This is a genomic window from Trebonia kvetii (genome assembly GCF_007827045.1).
GTDB lineage: Bacteria > Actinomycetota > Actinomycetes > Streptosporangiales > Streptosporangiaceae > Trebonia > Trebonia kvetii.
The window spans coordinates 316,384-333,925 of sequence record NZ_RPFW01000007.1; the positions used below are offsets into that span (position 1 = coordinate 316,384).

Consider the following 17,542-nt stretch of genomic DNA (forward strand, 5'->3'; position numbering starts at 1 on the left):
GGTTAGTAGAAGAACGCGATCGTGCGGAACTCGACCGATTCACGCGGGTTCGCCTGGGCGGCGTACGGCGCCTCGAACGCGGTGTGCGGCGCGCGCCAGGCGACGCTGTGGTCGGAGTCGTGCAGCTTGAACAGCAGCGCCTCGTCCGCGCTCAGGTCGGGGAAAAACCACCAGCGGTGCCCCGGCTGGTGGGCGAAGATCGACCCGGCGGGCATCGAATCGGGGTCCTCGATGTCCGGCACGTTGTCCGGGTCTGGCAGCCGGTCCACGAACAGCAGCAGGTTGGGCTCGCCCTCGGCGTCGTCCACCGACCGGTAGTCAAGCAGCGCCAGCGGCCAGTCCTGCGGCGGCGGGCTGAACGCGCGCCACAGCGAGGTCATGACCGCCCGCCGGTACGGCTCGCCGCGCGGCGACGCGGCGGACATCCGGCCGTGCGCCCGGCCCGGGTGCATGTCGACGTGCACGTCGGAGGCCGGCGGCTGCGCGCCGTCAAGCGGCCGGTTCGCGCGGCGGATCACCCAGCCGATCGGCACCACCTCGTCGGCGCCCATCGCCTGCTTGACAAGATCCAGGACTTCGGCGGTGTACGCCGTGTCGAGCTGCGCCTGGTCGCCGAGGTCGGCGACCGCGCTGCGGTGGCGCAGCAGCGTGAAGCCGCTGCGGTCGAGGCCGAAGTCGGCGACGTACGGCCGGCCGTTGCCGATGGTGACCGTAGTCGGCGCGTACTCGGTAGTGGTCAGGTGGCCGCCGGGCGCGACATAGAGCCTGTTACGCCGCGATCCTGGGCGCAGGTAGTTGAGCGTGGCCGTGACACCATCCATGAGACCCACTATGCGCCGCGGCCACCGGCCGCTCCAGATGCCAGGGCACAGGCTCGGCGCCCGGGTTTTGGCCCGTGCCCCGCACCCGCGCTCGGTGTGGACGATCAGTCGCCCGAGCGGAGCGCGGGCTTCGCCACGCCCTTGAAGTCGGGCACGTGCCCGGAGACCGCGGGGACCGGCGGCTCGAACACCGGGATCTCGCCCGGCCGGACCGGGGCGACCTGCTCGGTGCCGACGATCGCCGGGTCGATGACGAGCGCGACCATCTTGCTGTTGGTGTCGCCGGCGGTCACCGGGGTGCTCCCGGCCGGGCCGGTTACCGCGCGCGACTCGACTATGTGCGGCGCGAGCATCTGGTCCTCGGGCAGCGCCATCAGCGTCTCCGGGTGGACCTTGTGGTCATAGACGAGCTCGTAGCCGATCTCGTCGCCGACGCTTACCCCGTCGGTGCGCGACTGCGATGTCGTCGAGGTGTGGCTGGTCTCCTCGGTCCTTGCCCAGGACTGGGTCTTGGCCTCGCTCTCGTGTTGCGCGCTGAACTTGGTATGGGTCTTCATGATGTCTGTCTGCGGCCTGCCGCCGCCGCCGCGCTCGCCGACCACCCGCACCCCGCCGCCGTTTCTGGCGCCGCCTCCGCTGCCCCCGCCGCGGCTCGCGCCGCCTCCGCCGCGGTTCGCGCCGCCCGACCCGTTGCGGGACGGCTCGCGCTCGCCGGCCGCCGTCCGCGGTTCTGGCTCCTGCGCCCGGTCGCCGCGCCGGTCCTCGTGCGAACGATTGTCCTCGCGCGGCCTGTGGTCCTCGATGTGCACGTTGACCTGCTGCTGCTGCCGCGGCACCTCTGCCTCGGAGTACGCCTGCCCGGACGTGGTGCCCGTCGTGTGCGTCACCGCCTCACCCTCGGTGCGGCCGGTGGTGTGCGTGACCGACTCGCCCGTGGTGCGGGTCCGCGACCGGCTGACGCTGTGCCGGTGCGAGAACCGCCCGGCGACGAAGCGCCGCTCGAGCCCGATGTGCTCGGCCGCGCGCAGCGCCTCCGGCCTGGTGGCAAGCCGCAGGAAAGCCGTGTGCCTGGTGTCGAGATGCCTCGCCGACTCCTCGGTCAGCCGGGAGAAGGCGCGCACCAGCGGGATGTCGTACCGCTCGCACATCGCGGTCAGCCGCGCCAGGTGCCTGACGGACTGCTCGTCGGCGCCGGCCAGGATCACCGCCGGCCGGAACCCGGCACCGCCGGTGCTGTCGCCGGTGCCGCCGTTTTCCGCGACGGCGCGGGTGACCCACTGGACGACGAGGGCCGCGGTCAGGTCGGCCGCCACGTCCCGCGGCCCGTCGGCCAGCGACAGGCAGGTCAGCCGGGACGGCTGGCGCGGCCCCGATTCGGCGCCCACCCCGCTGAGCGGCTCGACGACCGCGGCGAGCGTGACCAGGTTGCCCGCCACCTGATGCAGGAATCCGGCGCCGAACAGGCCGCGCAGGCCGGCCCGCTCGTCCTCAGTCAGCGCGAGCACCGCCGCCGGGTCCTGGCGGTCCTCGCCGCCGGACAGCAGCAGGCCGAGCGCGGCGTGCAGCCGGACCATGGAGACGTCGTCGCCGAGCACGCCGATGACCTTCCTGAGGATCATCAGGTCGGTGGCACGCCCCGCCGCGGTCGCGCCCGCGTCATCGGCGTGCACTACCTCGACGATCAGCGACGCGATCTGCTCCCTGCCAAGCCCGGCGAGCAGCGGCGTCGCGTTCAGGTCCCTGGGCAGCTGGTAATCCTGCCAGGAGATTCCGGCCCGCGCGGCGGCCGCGAGCAGCCCGTCCGCCACCCGGTCCTGTGACAGGTCGAGTACGATGACGGCGCGTTCCGCGAGCAGTTCCCAGCCCAGTCCTGTCACCATGTTCTGCCGTCCCGGCACGGTGCCGCCGAAGACGTCGAGCCTGCTCATGTCCTCGTGCGCGGCCACCTGGAGCCAGCGCGGCGCGGTGGCGATCCGCTCCTCCTCGGAGCGCGCCCACAGCGCCTTGCCCTCCTCGTACTCCTCCAGTTCTGTCGCGTGCAGCCACGCGCCCCGTTGCATCTCCTCCCGCAGGTGCGTCTCGGCGCGCCGGCGCTTCGCGCCAAGCAGCACCACCGGCAGCCAGCAGCACAGCGCGAGCCCGCCCGCCGCACCCCACGCCCACCGGGCGTGGGCGAGCGCGGCGAGGGGGCCGAAGAGCACCACCGCGAACAGTCCGGTGACGATCAGCAGCCGCGCCCACATGCCGCGGGCGTGCTGGGCGGCGGCCAGCGCCGCTACCTTCGCCGGATCGGGCTCGGGCTCAGGCGGCGCCGCGCGATCGTACGCGCGAGAGCGCAGCCCCGGCTCGTTGGGAATCCAGCCCAGGTGCAGTCCCATATCGGGAGATTAAAGGCATGCCGGGCGCACAGCAATTAGGCGGGCATCGAAAACCTGGCGACAGGACTACGCACGGTGAACGCGTGATTCAGATACGCTTCCGGCCATAAATTGGCAGCACAGTGACGTGTCTAGCCCAGCCGTGCCCGCTGTTCCTCCAGTTCTGAGTCGGGAATCCAGTTGCCGTGGAAGCCGATGGGCACCCGGTGCGGAATGTGAATGCTGGCCACCGGCCCGGCGGCCAGGTCCTGCGCGTGCAGGATCACCACGTCGGCGGTGCGGGTGGTCATGTCGGTGACGTAGGTCATCAGCCAGCCATCGTCCTCCGCCGCGTCCGGCGTGCGCGGCACGAACACCGCCTCCATGCCGAACCGGCCGGGGCCGTAGGCGTAGGTCTCCTTGGCTGGCGCGTCGAAGTCCCGCTTGATCAGCGTGGAGATGCCCTGGTCGCGGCTGCTGAAGTAGCCGTACCTGAACTTGTCGCCGGTGATCCTGTCGTCCATGCGCGGCATTTCCTGCGGCTGGTCGTCGAGGATCTCCACCTTGGTCCTGCCGGTCTTCGGGTCGATGAGGAATAGGTTCAGCGTGCCCGGCTTCTCCCCTGGCCCGGTGTGGTCGGTGACGAACAGCTGGTCGTAGCTGGCGCCGACCAGCGCCACCTGGCCGTCCGGGCGGTCGTAGGCGCCGAGGATGTGGAACACCGCCCAGCGTTCCACCTCGACAGAGATGGGCTCCACAGAGACGGGCTCGCCCGCCGTGCCGTCGCGCGGGATCAGTACCCAGCGGGTCGGGTACTCGAAGTCCCACAGGAACGGGAAGTCGTAGCCCGCCCTGAGCAGCTCATCGGCGTAGTTGACCGGCCCGTCGAGGAAGACCGCGTACCGCTGGGTGAGCGCGAAGTCGTGCACCACGGGGCGGCCGGGCGTCGGCACGTCGACGGTGCGCCGCACCTTCCCCGTCGTGTCGACCACCTGGTAGGAGACGTGCTGCCAGCCGTGGTAGTAGCTCATGCCGTGCAGTTCGCCTGACCGGGGATCGCGGTGCGGGTGCCCGGTCCAGGAGCCGTTGAGCGTGCCGGCGAAGTCGCTCTTGGCCAGGCACTCCAGCTCGTAGGACAGCTCCACGGGCAGCACGCCCGCCTCCGCGAACGCCCAGGTCTTGCCCGCGTGCGCGAAGGTGTGCGTGTTGACGATGTTGTCGGCGACGTACTGGGCGCCGCCACCGAGCTGCTCGGGCCCTGGCAGCCGGGGCAGGCCCCGGGACCTGGCCACCTCGTCGTCGCGGACCAACCTGCTGCGGTACCACTCGGCCTTGCCGTCGCGGATCCGCACGCCGTGCAGCATGCCGTTGCCGGTGAACCAGTTGTAGGTCACCGGGTTCCGCTGGTCGACCGGGTTCGGCCCGACGCGGAGCAGCCGGCCGTCCTCGAGCTCCGCGGGGATCTTCCCGGTGACCTCGAGGTCGTAGGCGGTCACCTCCTGGTCGGCAGGCGCGAATGGGCCCTGCAGCCAGGTGTTGACGAATTCCTCTGGTAGCGCGTCCTCGGTCATCTATCCCCTCGTTCCATCGCCGGCGCGCGCCACGCGATCGCCGCGGCCGCTTGGGGACAGCGCATCATGCCGAGGGCGTTCTGTCACTGGCCGCGGGTGCAAGCGACATAGTCTGCGGCTATGGCCGGACATAGGGGGACGCGGTGAGCGGGGAATTCACCGAGATCCGCGGGACGGCTCATGACCCGCAGGAGTGGCATGAGCTACTGGCCGGGGTCGAGCCGCCGTTCCACCGGATTGAGGCCGCGCGGGACGGCAGCGGGTTCTCCGGTCGGCTGCACCGCATCTTGCTCGACCAGGTGGCGGCGAACGTGATCGAGATCGAGGCGAGCGAGCACATCGTCAGCAGGACCGCCGAGCACGTCAAGGCGCCGGCGGCACCCTATTACGTGGTGCATTTCCAGCTGCGCGGGTCGTCGCTGTTCCGCCAGCACGGGCTGGCGTCGGCACTACGCGCCGGCGACTTCGTGGTCACCAGCGGCGCAGACCCGTACAGCTGGGAGTTCCGCGGCGACTTCTCGACGTTCTCGATGAGGTTCCCGCAGTCCTTCGTCGACTTGCCCGAGGCGGCGCTGCGCACTGTGCTCGGCAGGCCGGTGCCGGCCGTCAGCCGGTTCGGGTCCCGGCTTTCCCCGTTCGTGGCCGCCGTGACCACCGACGACAGCCTGCTGTGGGGACCGCTCGGCGCCCGGGTGGCGCGCAACCTGATCGACCTGTTCGCCACCGCGCTGTGCGAGGCGGTGTCTGAGTCACCACTCCCCCGTTCGGTGCTTTCCTTCATGAAGATCACCGACTACATCGGCCGTCGCCTGCAGGAGCCTGGGCTCGATACCGCGAGCATCGCGCGTGCGCACCACCTGTCCTCGCGGCACCTGCAGGCGGTGTTCGCCGAGCAGGGGACGACGGTCACCGGCTGGATCAGGGAGCGGCGGCTCACCGGCTGCCGCCGCGACCTGGCCGACCCCGCCCTGCGCGACCTGCCGATCGGCGACATCGCGGCCCGCTGGGGGTACCGTGACCAGGCGTACTTCTCCCGGCTGTTCCGCCGGTCGTTCGGGGAGACGCCGCGCGAATGGCGTGCCACTGCGCTGCGGTCCGTCTCGCGCCGGGACTGACCCCGGCCACTAACATCGGTGGCATGGCCTTCCCGTCGCCACAGGAGCACCGGCCCGCCGCCGTCGGCCCGGTGGAACTGCGACGGGCCTTCGGGCACTTCGCCACCGGCGTCACCGTGGTGACCTACGAGGCCGCCGACGGCGAACTGCGCGGGACGACCGTCAACTCGTTCACCTCGGTGTCGCTCGACCCGCCGCTGGTGCTTGTCTCGCTCGGCCGGCAGACCCGGGCCGCCGCGACGCTGCGGCCAGGCTCGGCGTTCGCGGTGAACGTGCTGCACCATGGGCAGCGCGACCTCGCGATGCACTTCGCCGGGCGGCCCAACCCCGAGGCGAAGGTCCGCTGGGAGGTGCGCGATGGCGTCCCGCACCTGGCGGGGTGCTCCTCGTACTTTTGGTGCACCGCGCAGGACGTGCACGGCGCGGGCGACCACGTGATCATCGTCGCGCGCGTCGAGGAGTTCCACGCCGAGGGGCTCCCGCCGCTCATCTTCTACCGTGGCGCCTTCGAGCGGCTGGACGAGCCGACAGCCCAGCCGGCACCGGAGGTAGCCAGCCACCTCTTCGGCGACTTCCCCGAGCTGTGGTGAGGGCAGCGTCCTGGGGCTGATGAAGGGCTGGGGTCAGTGACCGCGGAAGGCTTCCTCTAGCCACCAGGACGGCTTGCCCCGTGTGACCTTCGCGTCGATGAGCATGGGCCGGTCGCGAGGGCCGGCCAGCCAGGCCCCGACGGCCTCCAGGTCGGCCGGCTCGCGGACCGTGACAGCCGCGTAGCCGTAGCCGCGGGCGATCGCGGCCAGGTCGGCGGGCGGGAAGGTCACGTTGGCGAGCGAGTCGCCGTGCGGGCCGAAGTGATGCACCTCGGCGCTGTAGGCCTCGTCGTCGTAGACGACGACGAGCATGTCGCGCAGGCCGAGGCGGATCACCGTCTCCAGTTCGCTCGCGGCCATCAGGGCGCCGCCGTCGCCCAGGGCCGCGACGGTGAGCCGGTCCGGCCGGGCGATCGCGGCGCCGATCGCGGTGGCCAGGCCGAGGCCGACCGACTGGAACGCCTGGGTGAACACCATGCCGTGCTCGTCGGGGACGGCGAGGAACATCGCCGGGTAGCCCATGAAGTTTCCCGAGTCGGTGGCCAGCGTGCGCTGCGCGGGGAGCAGGTCATCGAGGGCGATGGTCAAGGTGCGCGGGTCGATCCTGCCGTCTTCGCGCTCCGGTTCGAACGGGACGTCGCGCCAGCGGCCCTCGGCGGCGAGGCGGGCGGCCACCTCGGCTGTGCGGTAGCCCTGGGACGCCTGCTGGCCCCTGCGGTCCAGTTCGGCGGTGACGGCGCGGGCGGCGGTGGCGACGTCACTCGGGATGCCGAGGTCGATGCGGTGCTGCACGCCGAGCGCGGCCGGGTTCGCGTCCACCTGGATGACGGTCGCGTCCTTGCCGATCAGGGCTCCGTGCCTGGTGGTCCACATGCTCAGCGAGCAGCCCCAGGCGACGACCAGGTCGGCGGCCGCGATCAGTTCGGCCGCCACGGGGGTGGCAAAGCCGCCGCTCACGTCGAGGCTGAACGGCTCTTCGCGGAACAGGCCCCTGGAGACCGCGGAGGTGGCCAGGAGGGCCCCAACCCGTTCGGACAAGAGTTTTAGGTCTTGCTTTGCCTGGCGAGCGCCCCGGCCGGCCAGGAACACCGGGCGCTCGGCTGAGGTGAGGGCGTCGGCGAGAGCGGTGACCGTGTGCGCGGCGGGGCTGAGGCGGGGCCAGATCCTGATGGGCGGCATCGTGACGTCGGTGAACGGCTGCGCCTGGACGTCGAGCGGGAGGCTGAGCAGGACGGTGCGGCGCTCGATGAGCGCGGTGCGGTAGGCGCGGCGCAGGTCGTTGCGGACGGTCGAGGCGGCGGTGACCCGGTCCGGTATGACGCCGATCGCGGCGGCGAGCGCGGCCTGGTCGATGTAGAAGTTGCTGGCCGGTGCGGTCGCCTCGGCGGCCAGCAGGAGCAGCGGGGTGCGCGACTTGGCCGCCTCGGTGAGCCCGGTCAGCGCGTTGGTCAGGCCGGGGCCCTGGTGCACGGTCAGCACGCCGACCTCGCCGCTGACCCGCGCGTAGGCGTCCGCCATCACCGCGGCGCCGCCCTCGTGCCTGGCGGCGACGAACCTGGCGCCCGCCGCGGTGAGCGCGTTGGTGACGTGGAAGTTGCCGCTGCCGACGACGCCGAACACGGTGCGGACGCCGGCGTCGCGGGCGAGCGCGGTGCCGATCCAGTGCGCGACCGTGCCGTCCGTCATCGTGCTACCAGGGCCAGCACTCTCGCCGGGGATCCTGAGCCACCCGCGATCGGCAGCGGCGCCGCGATCACGATCGCGCCGGTGACCGGCAGCCGGTCCAGGTTGCGCAGCTGGGTGAGGCCGTACTTGCCCGCGCCGAGCACCGCCTCGTGGCAGGGGAACGCCGGGGTGAAGCCGAACGCCTGGCCCGCGTCGGTGCCGACGGTCTCCACGCCGAAGCCGAGCAGGCCGGTCGCGGCCAGGTAGCTCGCCGCGGCCGGGCTGACGCCTGGCGTATGCGGGCCGTCCTCGTCGGCGTTGGCGAACGCCTCCGGGTCCTCGCCGCGCGACGACCAGCCGGTGCGGAACAGCAGCCAGCCACCCTCGGGCAGCGCGCCGTGCTCTGCCTGCCAGGCCTCCAGGTCGGGGACGTCGAGCAGGAAGTCGGGGTTGGCGCCGGCCTCGGCTGTCTTGTCGATGACGACGGCGGTGCCGATCAGCCGCTGGGGAGGGATCTGCGCGACGTCTTCCCTGTCCTTGCCGGTGACCCAGTGGTTCGGCGCGTCCAGATGGGTGCCGGTGTGCTCGCCGGTGCGGATGTTGTTCCAGTACCAGGCGGGGCCGCGGTCGTCGTAGCGGCTGATCTCCTCGAGCTGGAACGGCTGCGTCTGGCCCCACTGGGGCGGCAGCTGCAGGATCGGCGTGCTCGCGTGCAACGGCGCGGTGAGGTCGATGACCTCGATGTCGCCGCTCAGGAGCTGCGCTGCGAACTCGGAAAGATCGGCCATGACGGTCCCTTCGCGCGATCGAGGCTGTGACGCGGTGACGCGGGTGATCCGCTGGTGACCGTAGCGGGGTGCCGCCGGTGAGTCAATCGCTGATAAGGCGTTGACGGCGGCGAGTTCCGAGCTATCATTGTGATATCAGATTTTTTGGGCGGTCGCGGACGTCTTACGGGTGGCAGCGGACACCATGAAGCCAGGGAGCAGAAGGTGATCTTAATGAGAGGGAACGCCGTCATGTACGGTCGCGCAGCCGCCGTGATGGTCGCGGCCGCGAGTCTGGCGGGCGGGGCCGCCGCGTGCAGTAGCTCAAGCCAGCCCGGCGGCACGACAAGCACGTTCCCCGGCGCGGCGAAGCCGTCGGGAACGTGGGCGGAGCCCAACGGCGACCTGGCCAACACGCGGGACGCCACCGGGTCGACGATCTCGTCGTCCAACGTGGCGTCGCTGCGCGAGGCGTGGTCGTTCAAGCTGTCGGGACCCGCCGCGCTCGGCGTGTTCAGCAGCGGGTCATTCGCCGCGGCGCCCGTCGTGGTGGGCGGGACGGTCTATATCCAGGACCTGGACGCGAACGTCTACGCGGTCAGCCTGGCGACGGGGAAGCTCGACTGGGAGTACCCGGTGAACATCCCGGAGAAGTCCGGGCCGGGGCCCGACGGGGTGGCGGTCGCCGACGGCGTGGTCTACGGGGACACTTCGACGGCGGTGTTCGCGCTGAACGCCGCCACCGGGAAGGTGGTGTGGAACGACACCAGCCTGCTCAACAGCGGGCAGGGGTCGTTCGAGATCCAGCCCGCGGTGGCCGGCGGGCGGGTGTACCTGGCGAGCGCCTACGGCTCGGGGCCTGGCGGCGGCATCCTGCTGGCGCTCGACGCGGCGACCGGCAAGGAGCTGTGGTCGTTCAACACGGTGACCGGCGGCGAGCCGGCCGGCGTGCAGTCGCTCGGGCTCGGGTCCGCCGGCGCCTGGGAGACGCCGCTCGTCGGCACGGATGGCTCGGTGACGTTCGGCGTCGGTAACCCGTATCAGTCGATCGGCCAGGCGATCAGCCATCCGTCGCGTGACCTCTACACGAACAGCGAGGTCAACCTCGACGCGGCCACCGGCAAGCTGCGCTGGTACTACCAGGCGGTGCCGAACGACTTCAAGGACTGGGACATCCAGCTCTCCCCCATCGCCACCACGGTGCACGGCACGCCGGCCATCGTCGGCGGCGGGAAGATGGGCGACGTCTACGCGTTCGGCGCGTCGTCCGGCGCGCTGCTGTGGAAGACGCCGGTCGGCACACACGACGGGACCGACAACGACTCGGCCCTGCTGCTTTCGCACAAGCTCTCGATCAAGCTGCCCTACACCTACGAGCCTGGGGCGCTCGGCGGCGTGCTGACCGACATGGCGGCGGCCGACGGCAGCGTGTACCTGGCCACGATCGACCTGCCGTTCACGGAAACGAAGCTGAGCCAGGTCAACGGCCTGCCGACGCAGAAGCCGACCGGGGAAATCGAGGCGTTGAACCTGGCCAACGGGAAGGTCGAATGGGACACCAGGGTGCCGACCCTGCCGCTGGGTGCCGCCACCGTGTCCAACGACCTGGTCTTCACCACGCTCTACAACGGCGTACTGATCGCGCTGAACAGGGCGACCGGCGCGATCGTCTTTCAGAAGAAGCTGCCGACGTCGACAAACTCCCCCATAGCGATCGCCGGCAACACGATCATCGTCCCCGCGGGCGGTCCGGCGACGACGAAGAACACCAACGCGGTCAACCCGCAGCTGGTGGCCTACACGGTGGGGTAACCCATCGTTTCCGACTGGACGGCCGGCGTCAGCGTCAACGCGGGACATCGCGGGTACCGACCTGTTCGTGGACATGAGACTCGAGGTTGTGGTGCTGCCCGTTTCGGATGTCGACCGGGCACGGGACTTCTACAAGGCGCTCGGCTGGCGGCTTGACGCCGACTTCCCCGTTGAGGACGGCTATCGCGTGGTGCAGCTGACGCCGCCCGGCTCGGCGTGCTCGGTGATCTTCGGCACCGGGGTCACCGCGGCGGCGCCCGGTTCGGCTCAGGGGCTGCAGCTCGTGGTCGAGGACGTCAACGCGGCCCGCGACGAACTCGCCGACCGCGGCGCGCCGGTCAGCGAGGTGTTCCACGACAGGACCGGCGTCTTCCATCACGCCGGCGAGCAGGCCCGGGTGTCCGGGCCCGCCCAAGACCGCGCGAGCTACGGCTCGTGGGTCTCGTTCAGCGACCCGGACGGCAACGGCTGGTACGCCCAGTACATGGCGGACGAGGCCGCCGGGGACACGGCAAGCGCATGACCGGCTACGACTACGACGTGATCGTCATGGGGGCGGGCGCTCCCGGTGAGCATTGCGCCGGGGCGCTGGCCGAGGGCGGACTGCGCGTCGCCGTGGTCGAGCGAGAACTCGCGGGCGGCGAGTGCTCGTACTGGGCGTGCATACCGTCCAAGACGCTGCTGCGGCCCGGCGAGGCTGTCTCCCAGGCGCGGGAGGCGGCCGCAAGCGCGGAGGTCGACGTCGCGGCGGCGCTGGCCTACCGGGACTTCATGGTGTCGGACTACTCCGACGCCGGAGCGCAGGCGTGGCTCGCCGGCAAGGGCATCGACCTGATCCGCGGCACCGGCCGGCTGGCCGGCACCGGCGTGGTCGAGGTGAACGGGACGCGGCACACGGCCGAGCACGTCGTCGTGGCCACCGGCGCGGATCCGGTCATTCCGCCCATCCCCGGCCTGCGTGGGCTGCCAGGCGTCTGGACCAACCGCGAGGTGACCGGCATGAAGGCGGTGCCGCGGCGGCTGGTGATCATCGGCGGCGGCCCGGTCGGCGTGGAGATGGGGCAGGCGGTGCGCCGTCTTGGCGGCGAGGTCGCGATTGCCGAAGGCGCGCCGCATCTGCTGGCACGCGAGCCCGCTCCGCTCGGCCAGGCGCTCGGCGAGGTGCTCGGACGCGAGGGCATCGAGCTGTTCCTCGGCGTGCAGGTGACCGCCGCGCGGCTTGACGGCGATGACTACGTCCTCGTCCTCGCCGACGGGCGTGAGCTGCGCGGCGACCGGCTGCTGGCCGCCACCGGACGGCGGCCCCGGGTGGCGGGGATCGGCCTGGAGACGGTCGGCGTCGAGGCAGCGCCGCACGGCATCCCCGTCGACGCGCGGCTGCGCGTCGCGGAGCGGCTGTGGGCGATCGGCGACGTGACGGGCATCCACCCCCTGACCCATGTCGGTGAGTACCAGGGCGAGATCGTCGCGTCCAACATCCTCGGCGAGCCGCGCAAGGCGCACTACGAGGCGATTCCCGACGTGGTCTACACCGACCCGCAGGCAGCCGCGGTCGGCGCCGCCGAGGCGCCGTTCAGCGGGACCGCCCGGCTTGCCGAGGTGGCCAAGACGGCCACCTACACCCATGCGTACGCGCAGTCCAACGGCTTCCTGACGCTGCTGTCCGACGGCGAGGTGCTGACCGGCGCCTACGCCCTCGGCCCGGAGGCAGGCGAGTGGCTGCAACAGGCCACGCTCGCCATCCGCGCCCGGGTGCCACTCGATGTGCTGCGCGACGTCATCCAGCCGTTCCCCAGCTTCTCCGAGATTCACGCCGCCGCACTGAAGGCGCTGCGCGCCGCGATGTCCGCGGCGCGAGCATCCTGACGCGAATGACCGCAGCGGGACAACCGAAAGGCAGGACCCGTGGAATATCTCGTCACCATGACCACCCGCGTGCCTGACGGAACCGCAGAGGCCGAGGTCGCGGACGTCCGCGCGCGCGAGGCGGCGCATTCGGCCGAACTCGCGGCGCAGGGGCACCTGGTCCGGCTGTGGCGCCCGCCGCTGCAGCCGGGCGAGTGGCGCTCGCTTGGCTTGTTCGCCGCCGACGACGGTGACGCGCTCGAGCGGGTGCTCGCCTCGATGCCGCTGCGGGTGTGGCGCAGCGACGAGGTGACGCCGCTCGGGCCGCATGGCAACGACCCTGGATTGCCGGCCAGCAAGGGCGTGGCGGAATTCCTCACCACCTTTACCGTCGCGCCCGCCGCGGGCACCCCGGCGGAGGTCGTCGACGACGCCAAGGCCCGCGAGGCCGTGCGTGCACGGGAGCTCGCCATGACTGGTCATCTGCGGCGGCTGTGGGCGCTGCCCGGCCAGGGACGCTCCCTCGGCCTGTGGCAGGCCTTCGACGGCGCGAAGATGCGGGAGATCGTGCGGACGCTGCCGCTTGACCCGTACATGACGACGGAAATCACGCCGCTGACCGCGCATCCGAGCGATCCTGGTTAGCGAGCCTGCCGCCGCGGCCCGCCGGACCAGCGCCGAGTAAGCCGAGCCGAGTAAGCGAGAGGTGCCAGATGCCGTGGTTCCCTGAATTCGCGAACGCCGCGGAACTCGCGCGCCAGCAGGTGCGCGCCGCGGGCCGCGCCGATCCGGTGGGGCAGTACTTCACGGCGCTCAACCGCGGTGACACCCACCCGCTCGAGGACGTGTGGCCGGGCCGGGTCGTGGTCTTCGATCCACGTGCCGGTGAGGTCCACGGGCACCGCCAGTTGCGGCACCTCGTGAGCGACAACCAGTCCTGGCAGGCGGCACGGCACATCAGGATCGAGACCGTGGCCACCACGCGCGCCGGCGACCGGGCCGTGGTTGAGCTGCTCGCGCATCTCGACGGCAAGGACGGCGCCGGTGAGATCGCGTGGCCGGTGGCGGTCGTCGCGCAATCACCAGATGAGCTGTCGGTGACGTTCCGCACCTACTGCAGCCAGCGGCCGCTCTTCGGGGAGCATCACCTCCGGCCGCCGATCCTCGCGGCAGGCGATGCCGGCCCAGGCGACGTGGCAGGCCGCTACCTCGCCGCGCTCGACGCGGGCGACACCGAGGCGATCGTCGCCACCTTTGCGCCTGACGGCTACCTGCGCGAGCCGGACGGCCCGCAATTCACCTACCGCGGCGAGGCGGCACTGCGCTCGCTGTTCGCCGGGTGGTTCGGCGCCGGCGGCGGCATCCGCCTGGAGCATTGCGCGGTGACCGACGACGGCGCGCGCTGCGGGCTCGAATACAACTGCGTCCGCTGGGGCCGCAGGAACCTGGCGCCGCAGGCGGGTCTCGTCGTCTGCGAACGCGGAGCCGACGGGCTGCTCGCCGCGGTCCGCGTCTACGACGACGTGGCGCGGCCTCGTCCTTAAGAAAATCCTCAGCCCGAACGGTTGCCTGGTGCCAGTGGTCAGTCCTCGTGCTCGTCGAGCCGGAAGCCGACCTTCAGCGTCACCTGGAAGCGGCAGCGCGCGCCCTCTTCGATCCGGCCCCGGATGTCACTGACCTGGAACCAGTCGAGGTTGTGCAGCGTCTTCGAGGCGCGGCCTATCGCACCCTTGATCGCGTCGTCCAGGCTGACCGTCGAGGTCCCGACGATCTCGCTGACCGAGTAGACGTTCTCTGACATCGCTTCTCCTGTCCGCGGCCCGCCTTGACGGATACTGCCTGGCTGGGCACCGCCTGACGGACGGTGTACCCGCTGCCGGGCGCGGTGACCCGGATCAGCCGGTCTCGCGAAGAAGCCTGGCGGCCTCGGCGGCGGCGGACATCTTGCTGATGGCCAGCGAGCGGGGCACACGGCGCAGGCCGCAGTCGGTGGAGATCTCGAGCCGTTCGGGATCGCGGTACTCCAGGCAGGTGCGGACGCGCTCGATGATGTCCTGCGGCGTCTCGCTGTAGTGCGTCTTGATGTCGATAAGCCCGGCGGACAGGATGCGCTCGCGGTCCCAGTCGCCGACCAGGTCGATCTCGGCCATCTCGCGGGCGCCGAACTCCAGGCTGAACCCGTGCACGTTGGCATCGAGCAGGGCGGGGAACAGCCATCGGTAGGTCCGCTTCGCATACGGCAGCCGGCGGAACGAGCCGAAGCAGATGTGCACGATGAAAGTGCAGCCGGTGATCCCGTCCACGACCGCGTTGATCGTCTCGACCAGGTTCTGCGGCGTCCGGTCCTCGGCGGCGTGCGACGGGGTGAGCGGCTCCTCGATCTGGATGCAGTCGCAGCCGGCCGCCACCAGTTTCTCGATGTCGCTCCTGATCGCGGGCACCAGGGCGTCCGCGCATTCGCGGCGGGTGCGGTAGGTCGGGCCGAAGTCGAGTTCCGTGGTGATGCCGTAGGGACCCGGCATGCCGATCTTGGGACGGCGGTCTGTCCGAGCCCGCAGGAACTCGTACTCGGCGGTGTAATCCCAGATCGACTCGACCTGGTCGAGAGGCTCGCGCACCTCGTAGACGGGGAGCATGTCCCAGCCGATCGCGCCGAGCTTGCGCGGCGACGGCTTCAGCGCCAGGCCGGCCATCTTGCCGGTGATGCCCTCGATCCAGCCGCCCCGCCGGTGCTCGCCGTCGGTGAGCATGTCAAGGCCCGCCGATTCCTGGTCGTGGATGGCTAGCTGGCAGTAGTCGTCGAGGAGTTCCTGCCGGTCGGCCGGGCCGAAGCGGCCGGCCTTCTCGCCGTCGGCCACGACGTCCCACCAGCCGGGCCTGGCCCAGCCGCCGGTGGTGGTGACCGGCAGTGCCGCCGGGTACTGGTAGTCGCTCATGAAAGACCCCTCAGCGAGCTGATCAGTTCGGTGTGGATGTGCCCGTTGCTTGCTGCTACGTCCGCGCGGTCCGCGGTCTGGTGCGGGCGGCCGTCGAACAGCGTCAGCATGCCGCCCACCTCCTGGAGGATCAGCTGACCCGCGGCGATGTCCCAGGCGTCCATGGCGTACTCGCAGTACGCGTCGAGGCGGCCCGCCGCGATCGCGCACAGCGTGAGGGCGGGCGAGCCGAGTGAGCGCACCCCGCCCGCCACCGACATCAGCCGCTCCGCGAGACGCCCGTACGCCGCGATCTCCGCCGGGTCGACGGACTGAGCCTGCGCGACGACCAGCGCCCTGTCGAGTCTCGTGATCGGTGAGACGCGCAGCGCCTGGCCGTTCAGCGTCGCGCCGCCGCCCTTGTCCGCCGCGAACAGCTCGTCGCGGACCGGGTCATAGACGACGCCCGCGATCGTCTCGCCGGCCGTACTTCCCGTGGCGCTGGTGCGCAGCGCGACGGAAACGCAGAAGAACGGCAGCCCGTGCGCGTAGTTGGTGGTGCCGTCGAGCGGGTCGACGTACCAGGTGTGCGCCGCGTCCTTGTCGCCGGCGGCGCCCTCCTCGCCGTCGATCGCGTGCCCGCTCGGGAACGCTCCGAGGATGACGTCAGTAATCGCCTGCTGCGAGCGCCGGTCGGCGAGCGTGACCAGGTTCGCCCGCGCGTCCTTGTAGTCGATCCGCAGGTCGCTTTCGCGCGCTGCGGCGAGTTCGGCGGCTCCCGCCCGGGCAGCGGCGACCGCGACCTGGAGTTCGCGTGTCATGTACCGGGAACCTTGAAGACGTTGCGCAGGGCGTATTGCACCGGGTCGAAGGCCTGCTGGCTTGACGTCGCCGGGTCTGGTTTCGCTGCGTCTGGCTTCCCTGCGTCTGGCTTCGCTGTGTCTGGCTCGGCGGTCGCCTCGTCGGCCCGCCACGTCGTCTCCGGGCGGTGCTGGAGGAAGAAGACAGAGTCAGGGAAGTCCAGGTCACGGGCGATCGCCCATTCGACGTCCTGCGGCATCCCCTCGGCCGCCTCGATCTCCGCCGCCCGCTGGCAGATGTAGCGCACCTCCTGCTCGGACAGGCAGGGCCTGGCGGCCAGGTCTGCCGGAAGCGGCTCGAGCACCACCCGGCCGGCCTCGGCGCTGAAGGTGGCCCAGGACTGTTTCCTGCCGGACCGCTCGGTCAGCACGCGCCAGGTCGCGCGGTCCACGGTCCAGTGGTCGGGCGAGACGTGCCCGGAGACCACTGACTCGCCGAAACCCCAGTTGCCCTCGACGACCAGCCTGGATCGGTCCCCCGTGACCGGGTCGAGGGTGAACGCCACGCCCGCGGAGCGCGCGTCCACCAGCTCGAGCACGCCGACCGCGAGATCATGCGCGCGTAGTGGCCCCGCGCCGCCGAACCGGCGCCGGTACGCGAGCGCGTGCGCCGAGTATCCGCTGGCCCAGCACCGCCTGATATGGCGCAGCACCTCGGTGACGCCGGACACGCCGAGGTAAGTCTCGTACTGCCCGGCGAAGCTGGCCGTCTGCCCGTCCTCGCCCACCGCCGACGACCTGACCGCGACACGCAGCGGCGCCGCCTGATCGGCGGCCCCCACGGCCTCCACGTCCCCCGCGACCTCGGCGGCGCCCGCGGCCTCGGTGACCCCGGCGGACGCGGTGCGGCCGGCGCGCCGTTCCAGCCGTGCGTGCGCGTCCGCCACGGCGTCCTCCAGCCAGGCCGGCAGCGGCTGGCTCTCGATGAGGCGCCTGGCGGGCTCGGCCAGCCGTGCGTCGTGGCCGCCGTCGTCATCGGCCGCCGCCGTGGTGAACAGCCGCTCAAGCTCCGCCCGGGCCGCGGCGGGCAGCCAGCCGTCAAGCGCGCCCGCCGTGATCGCGTAGCCGTCCGGCACCCGCCAGCCGGCCGCCGCGAGCTGACCGAGCCGCGCCATCTTCGGGCCGACCAGCGGGGCGTGCGACGCCCTTAGTTCACTGAGGTCAAGGATGCCGTGGGCGGCCAGTGTCACCACGCTCCCGTTCGGTGCTGATATCGACGGCGGC

At 71.4% G+C, this 17,542-nt stretch carries 16 protein-coding genes; 7 read left to right on the plus strand and 9 right to left on the minus strand.

Annotated features, from left to right (window positions below; all coding sequences use genetic code 11):
• Positions 1-2: 2 nt before the first annotated feature.
• From EAS64_RS33380 to EAS64_RS33390, 3 genes are all read right to left on the minus strand, one after another.
• Positions 3-821: a CmcJ/NvfI family oxidoreductase gene (locus EAS64_RS33380; RefSeq protein WP_145859535.1), complete on the minus strand. Its 819-nt coding sequence runs from the start codon at positions 819-821 to the stop codon at positions 3-5.
• 104 nt (positions 822-925) lie between these two features.
• The gene (locus EAS64_RS44050; RefSeq protein ID WP_187366356.1) at positions 926-3,199 is read right to left on the minus strand and encodes a hypothetical protein; all 2,274 of its coding nucleotides are present in this window, start codon (positions 3,197-3,199) and stop codon (positions 926-928) included.
• A 131-nt stretch (positions 3,200-3,330) separates the two neighbouring features.
• The gene (locus EAS64_RS33390; RefSeq protein ID WP_145859536.1) at positions 3,331-4,749 is read right to left on the minus strand and encodes a carotenoid oxygenase family protein; all 1,419 of its coding nucleotides are present in this window, start codon (positions 4,747-4,749) and stop codon (positions 3,331-3,333) included.
• A 143-nt stretch (positions 4,750-4,892) separates the two neighbouring features.
• Between EAS64_RS33390 and EAS64_RS33395 the strand changes: the two genes are divergently transcribed.
• Positions 4,893-5,864: a helix-turn-helix domain-containing protein gene (locus EAS64_RS33395; RefSeq protein ID WP_145859538.1), complete on the plus strand. Its 972-nt coding sequence runs from the start codon at positions 4,893-4,895 to the stop codon at positions 5,862-5,864.
• 23 nt (positions 5,865-5,887) lie between these two features.
• Positions 5,888-6,454: a flavin reductase family protein gene (locus EAS64_RS33400; protein ID WP_145859539.1), complete on the plus strand. Its 567-nt coding sequence runs from the start codon at positions 5,888-5,890 to the stop codon at positions 6,452-6,454.
• A gap of 33 nt (positions 6,455-6,487) precedes the next feature.
• Here the strand turns inward: EAS64_RS33400 and EAS64_RS33405 are convergent, their stop codons facing one another.
• Both EAS64_RS33405 and EAS64_RS33410 read right to left on the minus strand, forming a co-directional pair.
• Positions 6,488-8,140, minus strand: coding sequence for a thiamine pyrophosphate-binding protein (locus tag EAS64_RS33405; protein ID WP_145859540.1), 1,653 nt, complete (start codon positions 8,138-8,140; stop codon positions 6,488-6,490).
• Positions 8,137-8,907, minus strand: a complete 771-nt coding sequence (locus tag EAS64_RS33410; protein WP_145859542.1) for a cyclase family protein — start codon at positions 8,905-8,907, stop codon at positions 8,137-8,139. The genes EAS64_RS33405 and EAS64_RS33410 overlap by 4 nt, the downstream gene beginning before the upstream one ends.
• A 213-nt stretch (positions 8,908-9,120) precedes the next feature.
• Between EAS64_RS33410 and EAS64_RS33415 the strand changes: the two genes are divergently transcribed.
• From EAS64_RS33415 to EAS64_RS33435, 5 genes are all read left to right on the plus strand, one after another.
• Positions 9,121-10,698 carry an outer membrane protein assembly factor BamB family protein gene (locus EAS64_RS33415; RefSeq protein WP_145859544.1) on the plus strand — a complete coding sequence of 526 codons (1,578 nt, stop codon included), beginning with the start codon at positions 9,121-9,123 and terminating at the stop codon, positions 10,696-10,698.
• A 73-nt stretch (positions 10,699-10,771) separates the two neighbouring features.
• Positions 10,772-11,221 (plus strand): VOC family protein, encoded by a 450-nt coding sequence (locus EAS64_RS33420; RefSeq protein ID WP_187366387.1) that lies wholly within the window; start codon positions 10,772-10,774, stop codon positions 11,219-11,221.
• A complete protein-coding gene (locus tag EAS64_RS33425) occupies positions 11,218-12,564 on the plus strand; it encodes a dihydrolipoyl dehydrogenase family protein (RefSeq protein ID WP_145859548.1) in 1,347 nt (448 codons plus the stop codon). Before EAS64_RS33420 ends, EAS64_RS33425 begins: the two co-directional genes overlap by 4 nt.
• A gap of 39 nt (positions 12,565-12,603) precedes the next feature.
• Positions 12,604-13,188: a muconolactone Delta-isomerase family protein gene (locus tag EAS64_RS33430; protein WP_145859550.1), complete on the plus strand. Its 585-nt coding sequence runs from the start codon at positions 12,604-12,606 to the stop codon at positions 13,186-13,188.
• Between the two features lie 68 nt (positions 13,189-13,256).
• Entirely contained in the window at positions 13,257-14,087 is an 831-nt protein-coding gene (locus tag EAS64_RS33435; protein WP_145859552.1) for a nuclear transport factor 2 family protein, read from the plus strand.
• Positions 14,088-14,125: 38 nt separating this feature from the next.
• Here the strand turns inward: EAS64_RS33435 and EAS64_RS33440 are convergent, their stop codons facing one another.
• From EAS64_RS33440 to EAS64_RS33455, 4 genes are all read right to left on the minus strand, one after another.
• Complete coding sequence (locus EAS64_RS33440; protein ID WP_145859554.1) at positions 14,126-14,344, minus strand: dodecin; 219 nt, start codon at positions 14,342-14,344, stop codon at positions 14,126-14,128.
• A gap of 94 nt (positions 14,345-14,438) precedes the next feature.
• Complete coding sequence (locus EAS64_RS33445; protein WP_145859556.1) at positions 14,439-15,479, minus strand: cobalamin-independent methionine synthase II family protein; 1,041 nt, start codon at positions 15,477-15,479, stop codon at positions 14,439-14,441.
• Complete coding sequence (locus EAS64_RS33450; protein ID WP_145859557.1) at positions 15,476-16,279, minus strand: inositol monophosphatase family protein; 804 nt, start codon at positions 16,277-16,279, stop codon at positions 15,476-15,478. Before EAS64_RS33450 ends, EAS64_RS33445 begins: the two co-directional genes overlap by 4 nt.
• Complete coding sequence (locus EAS64_RS33455) at positions 16,276-17,508, minus strand: PEP/pyruvate-binding domain-containing protein (protein WP_145859559.1); 1,233 nt, start codon at positions 17,506-17,508, stop codon at positions 16,276-16,278. The genes EAS64_RS33450 and EAS64_RS33455 overlap by 4 nt, the downstream gene beginning before the upstream one ends.
• Positions 17,509-17,542: the final 34 nt, after the last annotated feature.